Genomic DNA, 18,090 nt, shown 5'->3' with positions numbered 1-18,090 from the left:
TCCTTACTCGATAATCTCAGCAACAACTCCAGCACCTACAGTTCTACCACCTTCTCTAATAGCGAACTTAGTTCCTTTTTCTAGAGCAATTGGAGCAACTAATGATACAGTTAACTCAATGTTATCACCTGGCATAACCATTTCAGTACCTTCTGGTAATTCACAAGAACCAGTAACGTCTGTTGTTCTTACATAGAACTGTGGTCTATATCCTGAGAAGAATGGAGTATGTCTTCCACCTTCCTCTTTAGAAAGGATATACACCTCTCCTCTGAATTTAGTGTGTGGAGTAATTGAACCTGGCTTAACAAGAACTTGTCCTCTTTGAACATCTTCTTTTTTAATACCTCTTAAAAGAATACCAGCATTATCTCCTGCAACACCCTCATCCATTTCTTTTCTGAACATTTCAATACCAGTTACAGTAGTTTTTTGAGTATCTTTCATACCAACGATTTCAATCTCTTCGTTTAGTTTGATAGTACCTTTTTCAATTCTACCAGTTACAACAGTACCTCTACCTTGGATAGTAAATACGTCTTCTACAGGCATTAAGAAATCTTGATCAGCATCTCTTTCTGGAGTTGGAATATATTCATCAACTTGAGCCATTAAGTTATAGATTTTTTCTGACCACTCACCTTGAGTACCAGCTTTTGCTTCTTCAAGTGCTTGGAATGCAGAACCTGCAACGATTGGAGTATCATCACCTGGGAAATCATACTCAGAAAGTAATTCTCTTACTTCCATCTCAACTAATTCTAACATCTCTTCTTTATCTTCGTCATCTAATTGATCTTCTTTATTTAAGAATACAACGATGTATGGTACACCTACTTGCTTAGATAATAAGATGTGCTCTCTTGTTTGAGCCATTGGTCCATCAGTAGCAGCGATAACTAAAATAGCTCCATCCATTTGTGCAGCACCAGTAATCATGTTTTTAACATAATCGGCGTGACCTGGACAATCTACGTGAGCATAGTGTCTGTTATCAGTTTCATACTCAACGTGAGAAGTAGCAATTGTAATACCTCTTTCTCTTTCTTCTGGAGCATTATCAATTTGATCATAATCCATAGCAGCTTGACCATTTTTTAATGATAAACACATAGTAATAGCAGCTGTTAAAGTAGTTTTACCGTGGTCAACGTGACCAATAGTACCAATATTTACGTGCGGTTTGCTTCGCTCGAATTTTTCTTTTGCCATAAAATTCCCCTTAAAAAATTTTGGTTATTGCCCTCTGAGTAGATAAGCCCGATGGCTTCTCTATTCAGAGGGGATCTTTTTTATTATAAATACAAAAAAATATCGCCTATCTTTTTGTGGACTGGTATTTTACTTAAAAAATACTAAAAAAAACTTTAATGGGAGTTAACTTTGAATAAAAAGGAGTTATAAAAGTAATTTGCGTTATAACTCAGCTCCCAGTAATCAATAAATAATTAATGGAGCGGGAGACGAGACTCGAACTCGCGACAATCTGCTTGGAAGGCAGAGGCTCTAGCCAACTGAGCTACTCCCGCAACATTTGCGTGGTGGTGAGGGAAGGATTTGAACCTTCGAAGCCTAAGGCGACGGATTTACAGTCCGTAGGATTTGACCACTCTCCAACCTCACCGGTTAAAAGACATTATTGTTCTGGTCAAGCGCTGGTCTTAAGACTTACGCACGACAAATAAATGGAGCTGGTGAAGGGACTTGAACCCCCGACCTGCTGATTACAAATCAGCTGCTCTAGCCAACTGAGCTACACCAGCATCCAAAAGTAATTTAAGTGGTGGCGCGGGGCAGAATCGAACTGCCGACACAAGGATTTTCAGTCCTTTGCTCTACCGACTGAGCTACCGAGCCAGATACGCTTTTGATTGCGTCCTTCTTAAATTGGAGTGAAATTATATACAGAAGTTTATTAAAGTAAGCTTAAATCATAAACAAGCTTTTTAAATTCTTTTCCTCTTTGCTTGTATGAGCTAAATTGATCAAGTGAAGCAGCAGCTGGAGATAACATTCCAACTCCCTTAGAATCAAGCTTTTGTGAGATTTTTTCCACAGCAATATTAAGAGTTTTACACTCATGAAAATTTAATGAAAATTTTTTAGAAAGTTCATTCAATCTCTCAAAATTACTTCCAATAGTATAAATTTCTACATTTAAATCCTTTAAATATTCAAATAAAGGTATTAAATTTGCACCTTTATCATCCCCTCCAAGTATTAAATGTATCTTTTTTTCTATATATGGAACTAAAGCATTTATAGTTGCATCAACATTTGTAGCTTTAGAATCATCAATCCATACTCTATTTTTTTTGTCTTTGAATTCTTCTACTTTATGTTCATCTACTTTATATGTATTAATATTTATATAGTCTACCTCATCAAATATTATCTTCTTAGCAGCTAATGCTAATAATGCATCTAACAAAAAAGGTTCTTTAAAATTTACTTTTGTTTTATCAATATTAAATTTTTCACACAAATCATCACTATCTTTATATGTAATTAAATGACAAAGAGTTTTTATATCTTTATATTTTTCAGGAATAATTGCAATTTCACCCTCTTCCATCATAGATAAAGGTTTTAATTTTGCTTTCTCATACTCTTGAAAATTTCCATGCCATGAAACATGATCATCTGATATTGGTAATAATAGATATAAATTGGGTTTTGCATGCTGTGTATAATGAAAAGTAAAAGAAGAGGTTTCTAAAATCCAGATTTTAGAATCTTTATTTAGTTTAGAAATAGGTGTACCTATATTTCCTCCACAAAGACTTCCTTTATCTTTTAAGATATGTTGACACATTTGAGTTGTAGTTGTTTTTCCATTGGTTCCACTTATCCAAATAGAAAAAGGCATTTCATTATATAGTAGATCATAGTCACTTATTATATTATTTGAATTTAATACCATTTCATTAAAAGGAGGAATACCAGGACTAACTACTGTTATATCTTCTGACTGTTTATCATATTGATTAAAATCACTATCATCATATAATATAACATCTTCAAATTCTTCTTTTATTGCTTGAGCTGTAAGCCCTTTACCTAATACTCTTATCATAATACTCTTTACCTTATTTTAAGACTCATAAGTGCCAGTAAGTTTGCCATAAATGAGATTATCCAAAACCTAACAATAATTTTATTCTCTTTCCAGCCCTTCTCTTCAAAATGATGATGAATAGGTGCCATAAGGAAAACTCTTTTTTGTCTTAACTTATATGAACCTACTTGTAAAATTACAGATACTGTCTCTAATACAAAAATAAAACCTATTATCACTAATAAAATCTCTGATTTACCAACTATTGCCATATAACCCATAAAAGCACCAATAGGTAAAGAACCACTATCTCCCATGAATACTTGTGCAGGATGACAGTTATACCATAAAAAAGCAATTAAAGAGCCAATCATAGCTGTACCAACTATAGCAAGTTCTCCTGAAGTTTTTATATTCGGTAATAATAAGTAAGAAGAAAAAATTGCATGACCACATACATATACTATTGCAGATAAAGAGACTAATCCCATTATAGAAGGAACTGTTGCAAGACCATCTAAACCATCAGTTAAATTAACTGCATTTGAAGCTGCAACCATAACTAAAATCCAAAATACTAAAGCTATCATTCCCATATCAAAAACTGGATACTTATAAAAAGGAGTATATAAAGTTGTTGTATGGTTATAAACTATTAAAATAGTAGCCACAATAAAAGCAGAGATAAACTGTAAGATAAGCTTAGCTCGCGAAGATAAACCTGCATTATTTGCATTTTTTGCAATCTTTGAAAAATCATCTTTTATACCAATTAAAGAAAAAAGAGCTAAAGTTAATAAAGCCCCTACAACATAGAAGTTATTTAATTTTACAGTTAAAAGTGTTGCAATAATTGTTGAAAAAATAAATACTACTCCTCCCATAGTTGGTGTTCCTGCTTTTTCTTGATGAGAATTAGGAGCATATTCATAAATTGGCTGAGAAGCTTTTCTTGCTTTTGCCCATCTTACAAATTTAGGAAGCAGATACATTGTTAAAAAAAATGAGATAAAAAAAGCAATTCCTGCTCGAACAGATATATATTGAAAAATATTTATGTCTAAGTGTCTATAAAACCAGTAAAACAAATTTTAACCTTAATTATCAGGAAAGAAATCCCTGAGTAGTGAGCTAACTCCTTTATCTTTTTATAAAGAAATATATTTCAGCAAATATAGGAGTAAGTTTTGATATAATCGCGAGATTATACTAAAAATTTACTTAATATTTTTACTAAGGTTATAGAATGACAAAAAAAGCAATACTGATAATTACAGATGGAATTGGACATAATGATTCTAATGATTTTAATGCATTTAAAAATGCAAATACTCCTACTTACGACTACTTATTTAAAAATGAGCCTTACTCATTAATTCATACATATGGAAACTATGTTGGGTTACCAAATGGACAAATGGGTAACTCTGAAGTTGGTCATATGACAATTGGTAGTGGTAGAGTTTTATATCAAGACTTAGTAAAAATAAATATGGCTATTGAAAATAATACTCTAAAAGAGAATGAGGTTTTAAAAACTACTATAGACTCTTCAAATAATGTTCATTTAATTGGTTTGATTAGTGATGGAGGAGTTCACTCACATATAAACCATATAATTGCCCTTGCAAAAATTGCAAAAGAAAAAGCAAAAAAAGTTTTTATCCATATTATTACAGATGGTAGAGATGTTGCACCAAATTGTGCAAATGAATATATCACTCAACTAGTAGATATTTGTGATGAGGATATTAAGATTGCAACTATTGCAGGTAGATATTATACTATGGATAGAGATAATAGATGGGATAGAGTAAAAAAAGGTCATGATGTTATTGCTTTTGCAAACCCTAAAACTTCTACAAATGTTTTAGAGTATGTAGAAAACTCTTATAAAGAAGAGATTTTTGATGAGTTTATTCTTCCTACTTCTTTTGAAGGATATGAAGGATTAAAAGAGAATGATTCAATTATCTTCTGTAATTTTAGAAGTGATAGAATAAGAGAGATTTCAAATGCAATTGCAAATAAAAACTTTAGTGAGTTTGATAGATTTGAAGGAACTTTAAATATTGCTACTATGACAGAGTATGATAAAAATCTTCCTTTACCTATTTTATTCCCAAAAGAGACACCTAAAAATACTCTTGCAGAAGTTATTTCAAATGCTGGTCTTTCACAGGTTCATACAGCTGAAACTGAAAAATATGCACACGTAACTTTTTTCTTTAATGGAGGAGTTGAAGAACCTGTTTTAAATGAAAGTAGAATCTTAATCCCTTCTCCTGATGTTGCAACTTATGATTTAAAACCAGAGATGAGTGCCCCTGAAGTAAGTGTTGAAGTACAAAAGGCTATGGATGCTCAAACAGATTTTATTGTAGTTAATTTTGCAAATGGAGATATGGTTGGACATACAGGAGTTTATGAAGCAGGTATAAAAGCTGTTGAAGCTGTGGATAAAGAGTTAGGCCAAATCATTGAGAAAGCAAAAGAGTTAGAATATAGTATAGTTCTAACAAGTGACCATGGTAACTGTGAAAAAATGAAAGATGAGGCAGGAAAAACACTTACTAACCATACGGTAGGAGATGTTTACTGTTTTGTAATCTCTAAAGAGGTAAAAGAAGTAAAAGTTGGAAGTTTAAATAATATCGCTCCAACAATTTTAAAATTAATGAATTTAGAAATTCCACAAGAGATGGATGAGGCATTAATTTAATATGTCTATAGCTGTAGAGATAAAACAACTACTAATTACAAGTAATAGAAATGAGAAGTTAGTAGATATAAATTTTACAATTAATAGTTCTACAGCTTTAATAGGACAAAGTGGAAGTGGAAAATCTTTAACACTAAAAGCTATATTAAATCTACTTCCCTCTTCTTTGATTTCTAAAAAAGAGATCTCTTCAAATTTTGAATTAAATCATAATACAATAGGATTTATTCCACAAAACCCTTTTACTTCTTTATCTCCTATGACAAAAATTAAAGATCAATTTTTTTGTGAAGATAATAAAAAAATGGAACTTTTAGAACTTGTAGGATTAAATAAAGATTTATTAAATCGTTTTCCAAAAGAGTTAAGTGGAGGACAACTTCAAAGAGTAGTAATTGCAATTGCTTTGTCTAATAATATAAAACTTCTTCTTTTAGATGAACCTACTACTGCTTTAGATGAAGCTTCAAAAGATACAATATTAAATTTAATAAAAGAGTTAACATCAAAACTAAATCTACTTATGCTTTTTGTAACACATGATATTGACTCAATTAAAAACTTATGTAAAGAAGTTATCATAATAAAAGATGGAAAAATTATTGAACAAGGTATTACAGAAGATATCTTAAATAATCCAAAAGAGGAATATACCAAGATGCTAATAAACTCAACATTTAAAAATAAAGAATTTAGGAAATAAGATGATACGATATATTTTTGCCTTTATAATATTTATAGCTGTAGCTATTTCTGGTTGGTTACTATATTTATACTCTGAAATTAGACATGATATTGACAAAATTGTTAACTACAAACCAAATATGACAACTCAATTCTATGATAAAAATGGAAAACTTATTGCAAATATATTTGATAATAAACATAGAATTTATGTAAAGTATGATGATATACCTGCAAGAGTAGTTGAAGCACTTGTTGCAATTGAAGATACTCAGTTTTTTGAACATGGAGGAGTAAATCCTGATGCAATATCAAGAGCTATGATTAAAAATGTAAAAGCTTTAGGTTATGTTGAAGGGGCAAGTACACTTACTCAACAATTAGTAAAATCTATAGTTTTAACAAGAGAAAAAAAACTTATTAGAAAAATAAAAGAGGCTTTACTTTCAATAAGACTAGAAACAATACTTACAAAAGAACAAATATTAGAAAGATATCTAAATGAAGTATATTTTGGTCATGGATATTATGGTATTAGAACTGCTGCAAAGGGTTATTTTAAAAAAGACCTTTATGAATTAAATATCAAAGAAATAGCTATTTTAGTTGGTCTTCCAAAAGCTCCTAGTTTTTATGACCCTACAAGAAATTTAAAATATTCTTTAACAAGAGCAAATCAAGTTGTAACTAGAATGCATAAACTTGGTTGGATAAATGAAGAACAGTATAATGATTCTATAAACTATATACCAACAGTGTATGACCAAACTTTAACACAAAATAAAGCTCCTTATATTATTGATTATGCATTAAAACTATTAAAAAAAGATATTCCTGATATTAAAACAGGAGGATACACTGTTAATTTAACTATTGATTTAGAAGCACAAGAGATTGCAAGAGAATCACTGAAATTAGCATATGATAAAATCTTAGAAAGAGATGCATATCTTCAAAAAAATCCAGTTAACAATGTAGATGTAAATGGTCAGCCTGTTGAAGAGGGCTATTTTATTAATACCTTAAATGGGGCAATGGTTTCAATAGAAAACAATACAGGAAAAATCTTAGCACTTGTAGGTGGAATTGATTATAAAGAATCAAATTTTAATAGAGCTGTACAAAGTGAAAGACAACCAGGTTCTGCTGTAAAACCATTCTTATATCATACTGCTATAGAACTTGGATACTCTCCTGCTTCACAAGTTGCTGATATTGGAAGAACTTATGAATACAAAGTTGGAGAAGAAGAGAAAAAATGGAAACCTAAAAACTATGGGGGAACATTTAAAGGTATTATTACTTTAAGAGAAGCCTTAATGAAATCAAGAAACCTTGCAACAATTAATTTAGTTACAGATGTTGGAATAAATGAGATGTACAAAGGCTTAGAAAGTTATGGAATTACAGGTATTCAAAGAGATTTATCTATTACTTTAGGTTCTTTTTCGATTTCACCTATAAATCTAAGTAAAGCTCTCTCTTTTCTTGCAAATGATGGAACGCAAGTTGAACCTTATTTAATTAATTCAATTAGTAACTCAAAAAATGAGACTATTACTTTTGATCCCCAATATAAATATATTAGTTCACCTGAGCAAGTATTTTTAACAAAATCAATTTTACATGATGCAGTAGAAAAAGGAACGGGTAGAAGAGCGAGAGTTTCTGGAATTGAGCTTGCTGGTAAAACAGGAACAACAAATGACAATGTTGATGCATGGTTTTGTGGATTTTCTCCAACAATACAAACTGTTGTATATTTTGGAAAAGATAATAATACACCTATGAGAAGAAGTGAGACAGGAGGAGTAACTGCTGGTCCTGCTTTTGCAAATTTTTATAAAAAATATTTAGAAATTCATCCTGAAATACAAAGAGAATTTAGAAAGCCTGATAATGTAAAAACTTCTATTATTAATGGAGAAAAAGAGTATTATACTGATAAATCTCCTTTACCTGAAATTGATACTGTACCATCAACTAATACACAAGAACCAAGTATTCAATTTTAAGAAAATATTTTATATAGACATAAAAAAAGGTAAGCTCATATAAGCTTACCTTTTTTATTAAATTTATTCTTTTATTAACAAGAATAAGTTGTTTTAAATTCAAACGCAGTTGGTCTAGCTTCGTATGGCCAAACTTGAGTTTCAAATTTATAATGTTGATAAATATCAATCATATCTTGAGTAAATACTGGTTGTAAGAATTCATTATCTCTAATTAATGCTTCTAAAGAACCTCTTAATGTATGAGGCATTTGAGGAATTTGTCTCTCTCTAATTTCATCTAAAGATAATTCAAATAAATCATCATCCATTGGTCCAATAGGCTCATATTTATTTTTAATACCATCTAATCCAGCACATAACATAGCAGCAAATGCTAAATATGGGCAAGCTGTTGAATCTGGGAATCTCATTTCAATTCTTGTTGCTTTTTCTCCCGCTCCATAAGGAATTCTACAAGATGCAGATCTATTTTGAGAAGAATAAGTTAAAATTGATGGTGCTTCAAATCCAGGAATTAATCTCTTATAAGAGTTTGTTGATGGATTAGTAAATGAAGCAACTGCTCTAGCATGTTTAAAAATTCCACCCATATAGTGTCTTGCCATATCTGAAAGGTTTCCATATTCACCTTCTTTATAGAATAAATTTTTACCATCTTTCCAAATTGATTGGTGTACGTGCATACCATTTCCATTATCACCAAATAATGGTTTTGGCATAAATGTTGCAGACTTACCATTTAAATGTGCAACCATTTTGATAACATATTTTAATTTTTGTACATTATCAGCAGCTTCAATTAAATCACCAAATACTACACCAATTTCGTGTTGACCTTGAGCAACTTCGTGATGTCCTAAAACAACAGTTAAACCAACTTGCTTTAATACTTGCATCATTTCAGCTCTTAAATCTACACCATTATCAATAGGAGCTACTGGGAAATAACCACCTTTTGTTCTTGGTCTATGTCCAATATTTCCAACTTCATAATCAGTTGAATCATTCCATTCTCCATCTTCAGAGTCAACTTTATAATAAGACTCATTAATAGAATCAATAATTTTTACATCTTCAAATACAAAGAATTCATTTTCTGGTCCAAAGTAAGCAACATCACCAACACCAGACTCACTTAAATGAGTTAATGCTTTTTTAGCAATTGATCTTGGACATCTTTCATACATATCATTTTTATAAATATCATATACATCACAAATAACAATGATTGTAGAATCAGTAGTAAATGGATCTAAAAAAGCAGTCTCAACATCAGGCTTTAAAATCATATCTGATTTATTAATTGGTTGCCATGCTTCAACAGATGAACCATCAAATGGTAAACCATTATCTAATTGTTCAACACTTACAGCTTCCATCATATAAGTTACGTGGTGCCAAGTACCTTTTAAATCTGTAAATCTAAAATCTACGAATTGTACTTCGTTTTCCTCACAATAATTGAAAAACTCTTCAGTATTGTTAACAAATTTTCCCATTATAATTACTCCTTGAAATTGTTATGATTAATTGTAGCTAAATTTAGAAAATATAAGATAAAAAAACTGTATAAAAAATATACAATGTAATATTTTTTATATTAGATATTAAGAGTTTTTTGTCTAAAAATTAACTACTATTTTTTCTCTATTCTTGAATTTTATACAAGTTGTATAACCGATATTCTTAGCTAAAGAACTTACCTCATCATACTTAAATCCAATCTGCTCAATTTCATGTGCATCTGAAGAAAAAGTAATAGGAATATTCATTTCATATGCTAATTCTAAAAGCTCTTTTGAAGGATAGGTTTCATTAATAGGTTTTCTTAAACCTGCAGCATTTATTTCTAAAACCATATTTGCTTTTTTAATTTCACTCATTGCCTTTTTTGCTAATAGTTTTATATCTTTATTTGGAAGATATTTAAAAACCTTTATTAAATCAAAATGTCCAACCACATCAAAAAGTTTTGATTTAGCCATCTCTTCAATAACTGAAAAATAGTCAGCCCAAATATCATCAATATTTTTTTCTTTATACTTGCCTATAAATTCAGGATTATCAAACCCCCAAAGCTCACTGTTTTTTTCTTGAATAAAATGAACAGAACCTATTAAGTAATCAACTTTTGCATTTAAAATTTCATCTAACATCAAAGTTTTATTTTGCATAAAATCAACTTCGTAGGCTAATAAGATTTCTATTTTACTTTTATATTTCTCTTGTAAAAATTTTATATCATTTTCATAAAACTCTTTTTGAGAGATATCCATTCTATATTTGGGATCAAAGTTCATAGGAGCATGGTCTGCAAAACCAAAAGTATCAATTCCTACTTCTATTGCTCTTTTAACATACTCTTCAGTAGTTCCATTAGCATGGTTACATAAAGTTGTATGATTATGTAAATCTACTCTTTGTTTACTGCTTATCAATTTAAGATACCTGAACCTTGAATTTTTGTACTTCTATCTTCAGCATAAACTCTTTTCCCAGCTATAATGTCATATTTCCAAATAGGAGCTTGTGCTTTAAAATCCTCTACAAATTCATCAATCATCTCTAAAGCTACTCTTCTTTTGGGAGAACAAACAGCTGCAATATAAGAACTTTCATGATTTAATACATCTCCTCTTGAATGAGCCATTAAAACAATTGCATTTTTTTCATTTGCTTTTTTTTGCCAAGAATCAAACCAAGATTTTAAAATAGGTTCATAAATATCAAAAGATAAACCTTCAATTGAGTTTTCATCTCTAACTACCCCAACAAAAGTAATAATTGCTCCATAGTTAGAAGTTTTGAACTCTTGATACCAAGAGTTAGTTATTTGTTCAACAGGTAAAGAACCTTCAAAAAGCTGTAATTTTTCCACTTAAATCACCCACCACATACAGGAGGTAATAAAGATACTCTATCTCCATCGCTTAAAGCTACATCTTTTGTAGCTACTAATGTATCATTAACTGCAACAGCACAGTTTTCTAACCATTTACATACTTCTTGGTCTTCTTTTAATAAAGAACTTAGCTCATTTAAATTAGAAATATCTACATTTAATGCTTCTTTATTAATTGGGCCTAGAAATTCTACTTTTACCATAATTAACCCCTTATTTACTAAAGTTTATGTATTATAGCAAATTTAATTTAAGTTAGGATGACCTAAATCAATGTTATTTGCTAAAATAGATTTTATTAATTTACTTCCATTTCATGTATATATTAAAAGAAATATCAAATCAAATCAAGTTAAAGCCATAATAGAATATAAAAAATCTTATCCTTCTATTATTAATAGCAGATTCAAAAAAAGAAAAGTAGATTCTGCTTTTATCTCTTCAATTGCATCAAGGGGAGAGAAAAGACTTGACCTTGGAATTATTGCAAGAAATGAAGTACAATCAGTAATTTTAATACCTGGAGAAGAAAAAGAAGATTATCAAAGTGAAACTTCAAATGCTCTTGCTAAAGTATTAGGATTAAAAGGAAAAGTTCTAATTGGAGACAAAGCTTTAAAATATTTCCATGACGCAGAAGATAAAAATTTTATAGACCTTGCTCTTGCTTGGCAAGAGAAATATAACTTACCTTTTGTTTTTGCAACCTTGTGTGTAAATAAAAATGAAAAATATTTAAAAAAAATCACTAAAAGATTTAATAAAAGAACTATCTATATTCCACAATATATTTTAGAAAGCTATTCAAAAAGAAGTGGAATCTCAAAGAGTGCTATTTTAGATTATTTGAAAAAGATTGATTATGATATTGGAATCAAAGAAAAAAGAGCAATCAAAAAATTTTTACAATTAACAAAGAGTTTATAATGACAATATATGATTCATTTATTTTAGGAGTTATTGAAGGTATTACAGAGTTTTTACCTATCTCTTCAACTGGACACTTAATTGTTGCCAGTGAATTTTTAGGAATTGATCAAACCTCAGTAAATAAAGCTTATGAAGTAATTATTCAGTTTGCTGCAATCTTAGCAGTTGTATTAAACTATCCATCTAAATTTACTTTTTCACATATTAATTTATGGACAAAAGTATTTATTGCTTTTTTACCTATAGCAATAATAGGATTTATCTTTTCTGATTATGTTAAAGCAATGTTCTCAATTGAGATTGTTGCTTGGATGTTTATTATAGGTGGGATTGTTTTCTTAATAGTTGAAAAATATTATGATGAGTCAAAACATACTACTTCAGATGTTGAAGATATAACTTTCAAACAATCATTATATATAGGACTTGCTCAAATCTTTGCTTTAATACCTGGTACTTCAAGAGCAGGTTCTTCTATTATTGGAGCAATGCTTGTTGGATTAAATAGAAAAGCTAGTGCTGAATTCTCTTTTCTTTTAGCTTTTCCTGTTATGTGTGCAACTACAGGTTATGATGTATTAAAACACCATGAAGAATTAATGATGTCTGGAAATTTAATAAATCTTGCTATTGGATTTGTAGTATCTTTTGTTGTTGCATTTATTGCAATAAAACTATTCTTAAAATTCCTAGAAAACTTTACTTTTGTAGCCTTTGGAATTTATAGAATAGTATTTGGTGTATTACTTTTAACTTTTATCTAACATATCATCAACAATTGACTCTATAGCATTATATTTTATAGAGTCAACTAATTTTTTACTTATTATATAGTTATCTTTTTTTAATATCTCAATAAACTTCTCTTTGGATAACTCTTCTTCTCTTAATAAATAGCATAAACCTTTATCTTCTAAGAATTTTGCATTTGTATATTGATGATCTTTTGCTGCATGGGGGAAGGGAATAAAAAGTGTAGGTAAAGAGTTTGCACAAAGCTCCCATAAAGTTGAAGCACCTGCACGACTTACTGCAAAATCTGCTTCATTCATCTTTTCTGGTAAATTATTTGTAAAAGCAAAAACATCAGCTTCTATACCTAAATTTTCATAAGCATCCTTTACTCTTTCAAAATCTGCTTTTCCTGTTTGATGAATAATTTTAATTTTTAATCTTGTTAAATCTGTAGCAACTTTTAATGCAAAATCATTAATAGCTCTTGCACCTTGAGAACCACCTAAGAAAATAACAGATTTTAACTCATCTCTTATTCTTGCATTATCAAAAAAATCATCATTTACTGGATAATCTTTTACAGGAGATTGAGGTAAAAATGAAGAGTAAATTTCAGAAGCAAATCTTGCTGTTTTTTCATTTAGTTTACCCATAACTGAATTTTGTTCATGTATAAATAAATAACAATCAACTGTTGTAATTGCAGCAAAAGTAGCAGGTGCAGCAGAAAATCCACCAACACTAATAACTCTACTTATATTAAATTTTTCAAAAATTGTTCTACATTTACTTACTTGAGAAACAATTTGCATTAAAGCTTTTATTTTTCCAAAAAAACTTTTATTTACAACACCTTTAGTATCTAAGAAAAAAGCCTTTTTTAATCTCTTATCATCTTCAAACCAATTAGGGTCTTGCCCATTTGCTGAACCAATAAAAATTACTTTAAAGCCTCTTTTATGAAACTCTTCAATAAAAGCATCTGCAACTTTAAGGTGTCCACCAGTTCCACCACCAGTTATAACAACTGTCTCTTTCATTATTTAACCTTTTTTCTCAAATCAACAGATTTACTAATAGATAATACAAGCCCTATTGCAATTGCCATAGACAACATTGAAGAACCACCATAACTTACAAGAGGTACAGCAATACCTTTAATTGGAATCATTCCTGAAATACCATAAGAGTTAATTAAAAATGCAATAATTATCATTAAAGCTACACCAATAGTAAATAGATGATATATCTTATTTTCAACTCTTCCACTAATTTTAAAAATTCTAAGTACTATTAAAAACATTAAAACACTAATTAATACTAAACCAACAAAACCTATCTCTTCTGTAATACCAGCTAAAACAAAGTCTGTATGAACTTCAGATAAAAATCCTAATTTTATATCCCCTAAACCTAAACCTTGTCCAAACATTCCTCCGTTGTTCATTGCATTTAAAGAGTGTGAAACTTGATAAGGTTCTGGTAAATCTTCAATTCTTAGGTATTTATCAGCCCAAGAAGGTAAAACCATTAATATTCCATCTTGAACCATTGCCCACCATGAAAAAATTCTCTGAATTCTATGAGGTGCTGCAACAATAAGACCAACTAAAGCAATTACTCCAACTAAACCTAAAGTAACAAAAACTTTATAAGATCTATTTGCAAAAATCAAAAGAATAAATAAAATACCACCTAATAAAACAACTTGACCTAAATCCTTTTGTAAAAAAGCAATAATAAATACAATAATAATAAAACTGAAAAAATATGGAAGTAATAAAATAAACTCTTCTTTAAGTGTAATTTTTTTAGGAATCTCAATCAATCTTCTATGAAAAGACCAAGAAAGAAAATAGATAAACCCTATTTTAAAAAATTCTACAGGCGAAAGTGAAAAACCAGGAAGCCTAATCCATCTATTAGCTCCACCAGAAGCAGTTACTAAAGAAGCTGGTAAAAAAGGCATAATAGCCATAAGAATAAAAAAAGTTATAAAAAGAAACATTCCCAATTTATTTACAATTTTATCAGGATTTAGTAAAGAAAAACCCCACATAATAAAAATAGATAAAACTCCCACAAATAGTTGTCTTATAAAAAAGTGAAACTGATTGTACTCGAAATATTGCACTGTATATACACTTAATGAATATGAAAATATTATACTAGTTATAATAAGTGCTGATACCAATAAAAATAGTACATAATCAGCTTGATAAATTCTATTATTTTTAATTTGATTTTTGTTAGAATGCATTCGCTATTATATTATATTATGGATAAATATGTCTTCAAAACTTAACGAGAATGATAATAAAATTAAGAAAATTGTAATTCTATTTTTTTTCATACTTTTTTTAATTATTATATTAATTGTCTCTGTTTATTTTACAATAAACAAAGATAGGAATTTACCCAGTCTAGAAATATCCAAAAAGGAGCTTTCTGTACGAGGTGAAATAATTAGTGCTGATAATTTTAAAATAACAACTTCAAAAAAAATATACAAAGCTTCAATTGATTCAAGATATTTAGATAAAAATAAAAAAGAACTCTTTATAAAACTATTTTCTATTTATAGTAATATCCCTTATAAAAAAGTTGAAGAAAAAGTAAATGAGTCTTTTTCAAACCCTGGTTATTTAGTACTATCTTATAATATTGATTCTAAAACTGCAAAAAACCTAAATGAACTTGGATTTAAACTCAGAAAACTTGGTGTCTTTAAAGCAAGAAAAGTTGATGGTGGAAGAGTTCTTAGAGGCTTAAGTATTGTCGAAAGTGGTGAAAAAAGAATCTACTCATACGAAGATACTTTAACTCCTGTTGTTGGATATATTAGAAAATATGAATCTGAAAATGGAAAAACAAAAGTTAAAGGAATCAAAGGATTAGAAAGAAAATTTGATGATTTACTAAATAATAGTAAAGATGGAGTTTTAAGTGGGAATAGAGATGTTTTATCTTATATCTCATTTAATAAGGATTCTACAATCAAAAAAAGAGTAGATGGGGCAAATTTAGTATTAAATATTCCATTAAAACTTCAAAAAAACAATGAGTCAATCTTAGATAGATATAAACAAAAACTTGGAGCTGAAGAGATTATAGTGTCAGTCATGGATAGTAAAACAGGTGAAATTCTATCTCTTGCCTCTTCAAATAGATTTAATCCAGAAAGAATCTTTCAAAAAGATATCCCTTCATTAAATGTAAATGCAATAGAGTATCAATATGAGCCAGGTTCTGTTATTAAACCAGTTGCAATTGCTTTAGTATTAGATAAAAATAGAGTTAAAAAAGATGAGCTATTCTTTGCACATAATACAAAAGGAAAACCTAATCAAAAAGGTGAATACCCAAAAGGAAGATATAAATTAGATAGGTTTTCTATTAAAGATGACCATAGATTTAAAAAACATTATCTTACACTAGATGATATTTTTATCTTTTCTTCGAATATTGGTACATTGCAATTGGCACAAAGACTAAGTGGGCCAGAATTTTTTGAAGGGATGAAAAGATTTGGTTTTACAAGAAAAACTGGAATTGATTTACCCTATGAAAAAGTTGGTGTAATGCCAAAAGTTTGGCAATTCTCTGCAAACGATAAAGAAAAAGAAGATAATGTATTTAAAGCAACTGTTTCATATGGTCAAGGTATGACTTCAACTTTTATGCAAGTTATGAAAGCCTACTCTATTTTTAATAATGGAGGTAAATCAGTTACTCCTAAAATAGTTTCACATATAGAAGTAGATAATGAAAAATTTAAAAAAGATATCTTAGAGGGTGAAAGAATTATTAAAGAATCAACAGCAAATGAAATAAAAAGAATGTTAGTAAAAACTGTTGAAAAAGGAACAGGTAGAGCTGCACAAGTTGAAGGTTTAGAAATTGGTGGAAAAACAGGTACTGCACAAATTGCAAGAGGTGGTAAATATCTTAAAAAATATATCTCATCATTCTTTGGTTTTGTAAATGATGGAAATAATACTTATACTATTGGAGTAACTGTTGTTGATCCAATTTCTACAGGTCAATATTGGTATTACCACTATGCTGCATGGTCAGCTGTACCAGTTTTTAAAGAAATTGTTAATAACCTAGTTAAGTTAAACTATCTTACACCAAAAAAAGATATAATTTCAGAAAAATAATAAAGGATTTAAATGTTCGGTTTTGGAAGAAAAGAACTAAAAGAATATAACTATTCAGCTGAAGAGTTAGCAAAATTTCAATATGCAAAGATTGATACAGAAAAAGGAACTATTTTTGTTAAACTTTTTAATGAAGAGACTCCAAATACAGTATCAAATTTTGCAACACTTGCAAATGAAGGTTTTTATGATGAATTAAACTTTCACAGAGTAATTCCAGGTTTTATGGCTCAAGGTGGATGTCCAGAAGGTTCTGGTATGGGTGGTCCTGAGTGGGCTATTGAATGTGAAACAGATGCTGAAAAGCAAGTACACAATAAAGGAAGCTTATCTATGGCTCATGCTGGTCCAAATACAGGAGGAAGCCAATTCTTTATCTGCTTTGAATCTCAACCTCATTTAGATAGACAACACACAGTTTTTGGTGAGATTGAAGAGAATGATGAAGAGAGTTTTGAAGTTCTTGATTCAATTAGACAAGGTGATAGAATTAATTCAATTCAAATTTTAGAAAAAAGAGACTAATCTCAATTTTTATATTGAAGAGCATTCTACTGCTCTTCAAGCTTATTTAAACACCTATAAACAAAATCCAATACAAACCCCATATACAAAGATATTTTAAAGAACTTAAAGTCTAAAAAGGGCTTTAAACAGTAGCAGAAGAATTAGAGGGGGAAATAAAAGAAGGCTAAAAAAAAGGCTTACCCTTAGCAACTTAAAAGAAGTTGATAAAGATAAGCCTTGTAAATACTCAAGAGCTGGCAGCGACTTACGTTTCCACAAGGGGACCCTGCAGTATTATCAGCGCAGAAGTGCTTGACTTCCAGGTTCGGAATGGGTCTGGGTATTTCCACTTCGCTAAAACCACCAGCAAT

General features: G+C 29.7%; 16 protein-coding genes, 4 tRNA genes and 1 rRNA gene. 7 read left to right on the top strand and 14 right to left on the bottom strand.

Annotated elements, in window-relative coordinates:
- Window positions 1-3: 3 nt before the first annotated feature.
- The 7 genes from tuf to mraY form a co-directional block, all read right to left on the bottom strand.
- Entirely contained in the window at window positions 4-1,212 is a 1,209-nt protein-coding gene (gene tuf / locus ABIV_RS01850; RefSeq protein WP_114838271.1) for an elongation factor Tu, read from the bottom strand.
- 240 nt (window positions 1,213-1,452) lie between these two features.
- Window positions 1,453-1,529, bottom strand: a tRNA-Gly gene (locus tag ABIV_RS01845).
- A gap of 10 nt (window positions 1,530-1,539) precedes the next feature.
- Window positions 1,540-1,624 (bottom strand) — tRNA-Tyr (locus ABIV_RS01840).
- 62 nt (window positions 1,625-1,686) lie between these two features.
- Window positions 1,687-1,763: transfer RNA gene (locus ABIV_RS01835), tRNA-Thr, on the bottom strand.
- A gap of 18 nt (window positions 1,764-1,781) precedes the next feature.
- Window positions 1,782-1,857, bottom strand: a tRNA-Phe gene (locus ABIV_RS01830).
- A 58-nt stretch (window positions 1,858-1,915) separates the two neighbouring features.
- Window positions 1,916-3,076, bottom strand: a complete 1,161-nt coding sequence (murD, locus tag ABIV_RS01825) for a UDP-N-acetylmuramoyl-L-alanine--D-glutamate ligase (RefSeq protein WP_114838270.1) — start codon at window positions 3,074-3,076, stop codon at window positions 1,916-1,918.
- An 8-nt stretch (window positions 3,077-3,084) separates the two neighbouring features.
- On the bottom strand, window positions 3,085-4,146 hold the full coding sequence (gene mraY / locus ABIV_RS01820; protein WP_114838269.1) for a phospho-N-acetylmuramoyl-pentapeptide-transferase: 1,062 nt from the start codon (window positions 4,144-4,146) through the stop codon (window positions 3,085-3,087).
- Window positions 4,147-4,304: 158 nt separating this feature from the next.
- Here mraY and gpmI point away from each other — a divergent pair, with 158 nt between their 5' ends.
- The 3 genes from gpmI to ABIV_RS01805 are packed head-to-tail and all read left to right on the top strand — an operon-like array spanning window position 4,305 to window position 8,479.
- The gene (gpmI, locus tag ABIV_RS01815) at window positions 4,305-5,780 is read left to right on the top strand and encodes a 2,3-bisphosphoglycerate-independent phosphoglycerate mutase (RefSeq protein WP_114838268.1); all 1,476 of its coding nucleotides are present in this window, start codon (window positions 4,305-4,307) and stop codon (window positions 5,778-5,780) included.
- Between the two features lies 1 nt (window position 5,781).
- Window positions 5,782-6,483 (top strand): ATP-binding cassette domain-containing protein, encoded by a 702-nt coding sequence (locus ABIV_RS01810; RefSeq protein WP_114838267.1) that lies wholly within the window; start codon window positions 5,782-5,784, stop codon window positions 6,481-6,483.
- A 1-nt stretch (window position 6,484) separates the two neighbouring features.
- Window positions 6,485-8,479, top strand: coding sequence for a penicillin-binding protein 1A (locus ABIV_RS01805; RefSeq protein WP_114838266.1), 1,995 nt, complete (start codon window positions 6,485-6,487; stop codon window positions 8,477-8,479).
- Between the two features lie 74 nt (window positions 8,480-8,553).
- Here the strand turns inward: ABIV_RS01805 and glnA are convergent, their stop codons facing one another.
- The 4 genes from glnA to ABIV_RS01785 all read right to left on the bottom strand — a co-directional run bounded on the left by glnA (window position 8,554) and on the right by ABIV_RS01785 (window position 11,587).
- Window positions 8,554-9,981: a type I glutamate--ammonia ligase gene (glnA, locus tag ABIV_RS01800; protein WP_114838265.1), complete on the bottom strand. Its 1,428-nt coding sequence runs from the start codon at window positions 9,979-9,981 to the stop codon at window positions 8,554-8,556.
- A 123-nt stretch (window positions 9,982-10,104) separates the two neighbouring features.
- Window positions 10,105-10,917 carry a histidinol-phosphatase HisJ gene (hisJ, locus tag ABIV_RS01795; protein ID WP_114840427.1) on the bottom strand — a complete coding sequence of 271 codons (813 nt, stop codon included), beginning with the start codon at window positions 10,915-10,917 and terminating at the stop codon, window positions 10,105-10,107.
- The gene (locus tag ABIV_RS01790) at window positions 10,917-11,360 is read right to left on the bottom strand and encodes a molybdopterin synthase catalytic subunit (protein ID WP_114838264.1); all 444 of its coding nucleotides are present in this window, start codon (window positions 11,358-11,360) and stop codon (window positions 10,917-10,919) included. Before ABIV_RS01790 ends, hisJ begins: the two co-directional genes overlap by 1 nt.
- 5 nt (window positions 11,361-11,365) lie before the next feature.
- Window positions 11,366-11,587: a MoaD/ThiS family protein gene (locus ABIV_RS01785; RefSeq protein WP_114838263.1), complete on the bottom strand. Its 222-nt coding sequence runs from the start codon at window positions 11,585-11,587 to the stop codon at window positions 11,366-11,368.
- A 70-nt stretch (window positions 11,588-11,657) separates the two neighbouring features.
- On the opposite strand from ABIV_RS01785, the gene ABIV_RS01780 reads away from it, so the two are divergent.
- Both ABIV_RS01780 and ABIV_RS01775 read left to right on the top strand, forming a co-directional pair.
- Window positions 11,658-12,311 carry an MqnA/MqnD/SBP family protein gene (locus tag ABIV_RS01780; RefSeq protein ID WP_114838262.1) on the top strand — a complete coding sequence of 218 codons (654 nt, stop codon included), beginning with the start codon at window positions 11,658-11,660 and terminating at the stop codon, window positions 12,309-12,311.
- Complete coding sequence (locus tag ABIV_RS01775) at window positions 12,311-13,078, top strand: undecaprenyl-diphosphate phosphatase (RefSeq protein ID WP_114838261.1); 768 nt, start codon at window positions 12,311-12,313, stop codon at window positions 13,076-13,078. The genes ABIV_RS01780 and ABIV_RS01775 overlap by 1 nt, the downstream gene beginning before the upstream one ends.
- Here the strand turns inward: ABIV_RS01775 and ABIV_RS01770 are convergent.
- Complete coding sequence (locus ABIV_RS01770) at window positions 13,064-14,089, bottom strand: UDP-N-acetylglucosamine--N-acetylmuramyl-(pentapeptide) pyrophosphoryl-undecaprenol N-acetylglucosamine transferase (RefSeq protein ID WP_114838260.1); 1,026 nt, start codon at window positions 14,087-14,089, stop codon at window positions 13,064-13,066. The genes ABIV_RS01775 and ABIV_RS01770 overlap by 15 nt on opposite strands.
- Window positions 14,089-15,309, bottom strand: coding sequence for an FtsW/RodA/SpoVE family cell cycle protein (locus ABIV_RS01765; protein ID WP_114838259.1), 1,221 nt, complete (start codon window positions 15,307-15,309; stop codon window positions 14,089-14,091). The genes ABIV_RS01770 and ABIV_RS01765 overlap by 1 nt, the downstream gene beginning before the upstream one ends.
- A 28-nt stretch (window positions 15,310-15,337) precedes the next feature.
- On the opposite strand from ABIV_RS01765, the gene ABIV_RS01760 reads away from it, so the two are divergent.
- Together ABIV_RS01760 and ABIV_RS01755 are read left to right on the top strand one after the other, a co-directional pair.
- On the top strand, window positions 15,338-17,212 hold the full coding sequence (locus tag ABIV_RS01760) for a peptidoglycan D,D-transpeptidase FtsI family protein (protein WP_114838258.1): 1,875 nt from the start codon (window positions 15,338-15,340) through the stop codon (window positions 17,210-17,212).
- 12 nt (window positions 17,213-17,224) lie between these two features.
- The gene (locus ABIV_RS01755) at window positions 17,225-17,737 is read left to right on the top strand and encodes a peptidylprolyl isomerase (protein ID WP_114838257.1); all 513 of its coding nucleotides are present in this window, start codon (window positions 17,225-17,227) and stop codon (window positions 17,735-17,737) included.
- 234 nt (window positions 17,738-17,971) lie between these two features.
- On the opposite strand, the gene rrf is transcribed toward ABIV_RS01755, so the two are convergent.
- Window positions 17,972-18,087: ribosomal RNA gene (gene rrf, locus ABIV_RS01750) — 5S ribosomal RNA — on the bottom strand.
- Window positions 18,088-18,090: the final 3 nt, after the last annotated feature.

Origin of the sequence: Halarcobacter bivalviorum (genome assembly GCF_003346815.1) — a bacterium.
Lineage (GTDB): Bacteria > Campylobacterota > Campylobacteria > Campylobacterales > Arcobacteraceae > Halarcobacter > Halarcobacter bivalviorum.
The sequence above is the reverse complement of the archived record's forward strand: the minus strand, read 5'-3'. Positions and strand labels throughout refer to the sequence as shown.

What these genes read in the sequence shown, in the direction of transcription:
- tuf (WP_114838271.1), bottom strand. Translation starts at nt 1,212, where the DNA reads ATGGCAAAAGAAAAATTCGAGCGAAGCAAACCGCACGTAAATATTGGT.
- murD (WP_114838270.1), bottom strand. Translation starts at nt 3,076, where the DNA reads ATGATAAGAGTATTAGGTAAAGGGCTTACAGCTCAAGCAATAAAAGAA.
- gpmI (WP_114838268.1), top strand. Translation starts at nt 4,305, where the DNA reads ATGACAAAAAAAGCAATACTGATAATTACAGATGGAATTGGACATAAT.
- ABIV_RS01810 (WP_114838267.1), top strand. Translation starts at nt 5,782, where the DNA reads ATGTCTATAGCTGTAGAGATAAAACAACTACTAATTACAAGTAATAGA.
- ABIV_RS01805 (WP_114838266.1), top strand. Translation starts at nt 6,485, where the DNA reads ATGATACGATATATTTTTGCCTTTATAATATTTATAGCTGTAGCTATT.
- glnA (WP_114838265.1), bottom strand. Translation starts at nt 9,981, where the DNA reads ATGGGAAAATTTGTTAACAATACTGAAGAGTTTTTCAATTATTGTGAG.
- ABIV_RS01785 (WP_114838263.1), bottom strand. Translation starts at nt 11,587, where the DNA reads ATGGTAAAAGTAGAATTTCTAGGCCCAATTAATAAAGAAGCATTAAAT.
- ABIV_RS01780 (WP_114838262.1), top strand. Translation starts at nt 11,658, where the DNA reads ATGTTATTTGCTAAAATAGATTTTATTAATTTACTTCCATTTCATGTA.
- ABIV_RS01775 (WP_114838261.1), top strand. Translation starts at nt 12,311, where the DNA reads ATGACAATATATGATTCATTTATTTTAGGAGTTATTGAAGGTATTACA.
- ABIV_RS01770 (WP_114838260.1), bottom strand. Translation starts at nt 14,089, where the DNA reads ATGAAAGAGACAGTTGTTATAACTGGTGGTGGAACTGGTGGACACCTT.
- ABIV_RS01765 (WP_114838259.1), bottom strand. Translation starts at nt 15,309, where the DNA reads ATGCATTCTAACAAAAATCAAATTAAAAATAATAGAATTTATCAAGCT.
- ABIV_RS01760 (WP_114838258.1), top strand. Translation starts at nt 15,338, where the DNA reads ATGTCTTCAAAACTTAACGAGAATGATAATAAAATTAAGAAAATTGTA.
- ABIV_RS01755 (WP_114838257.1), top strand. Translation starts at nt 17,225, where the DNA reads ATGTTCGGTTTTGGAAGAAAAGAACTAAAAGAATATAACTATTCAGCT.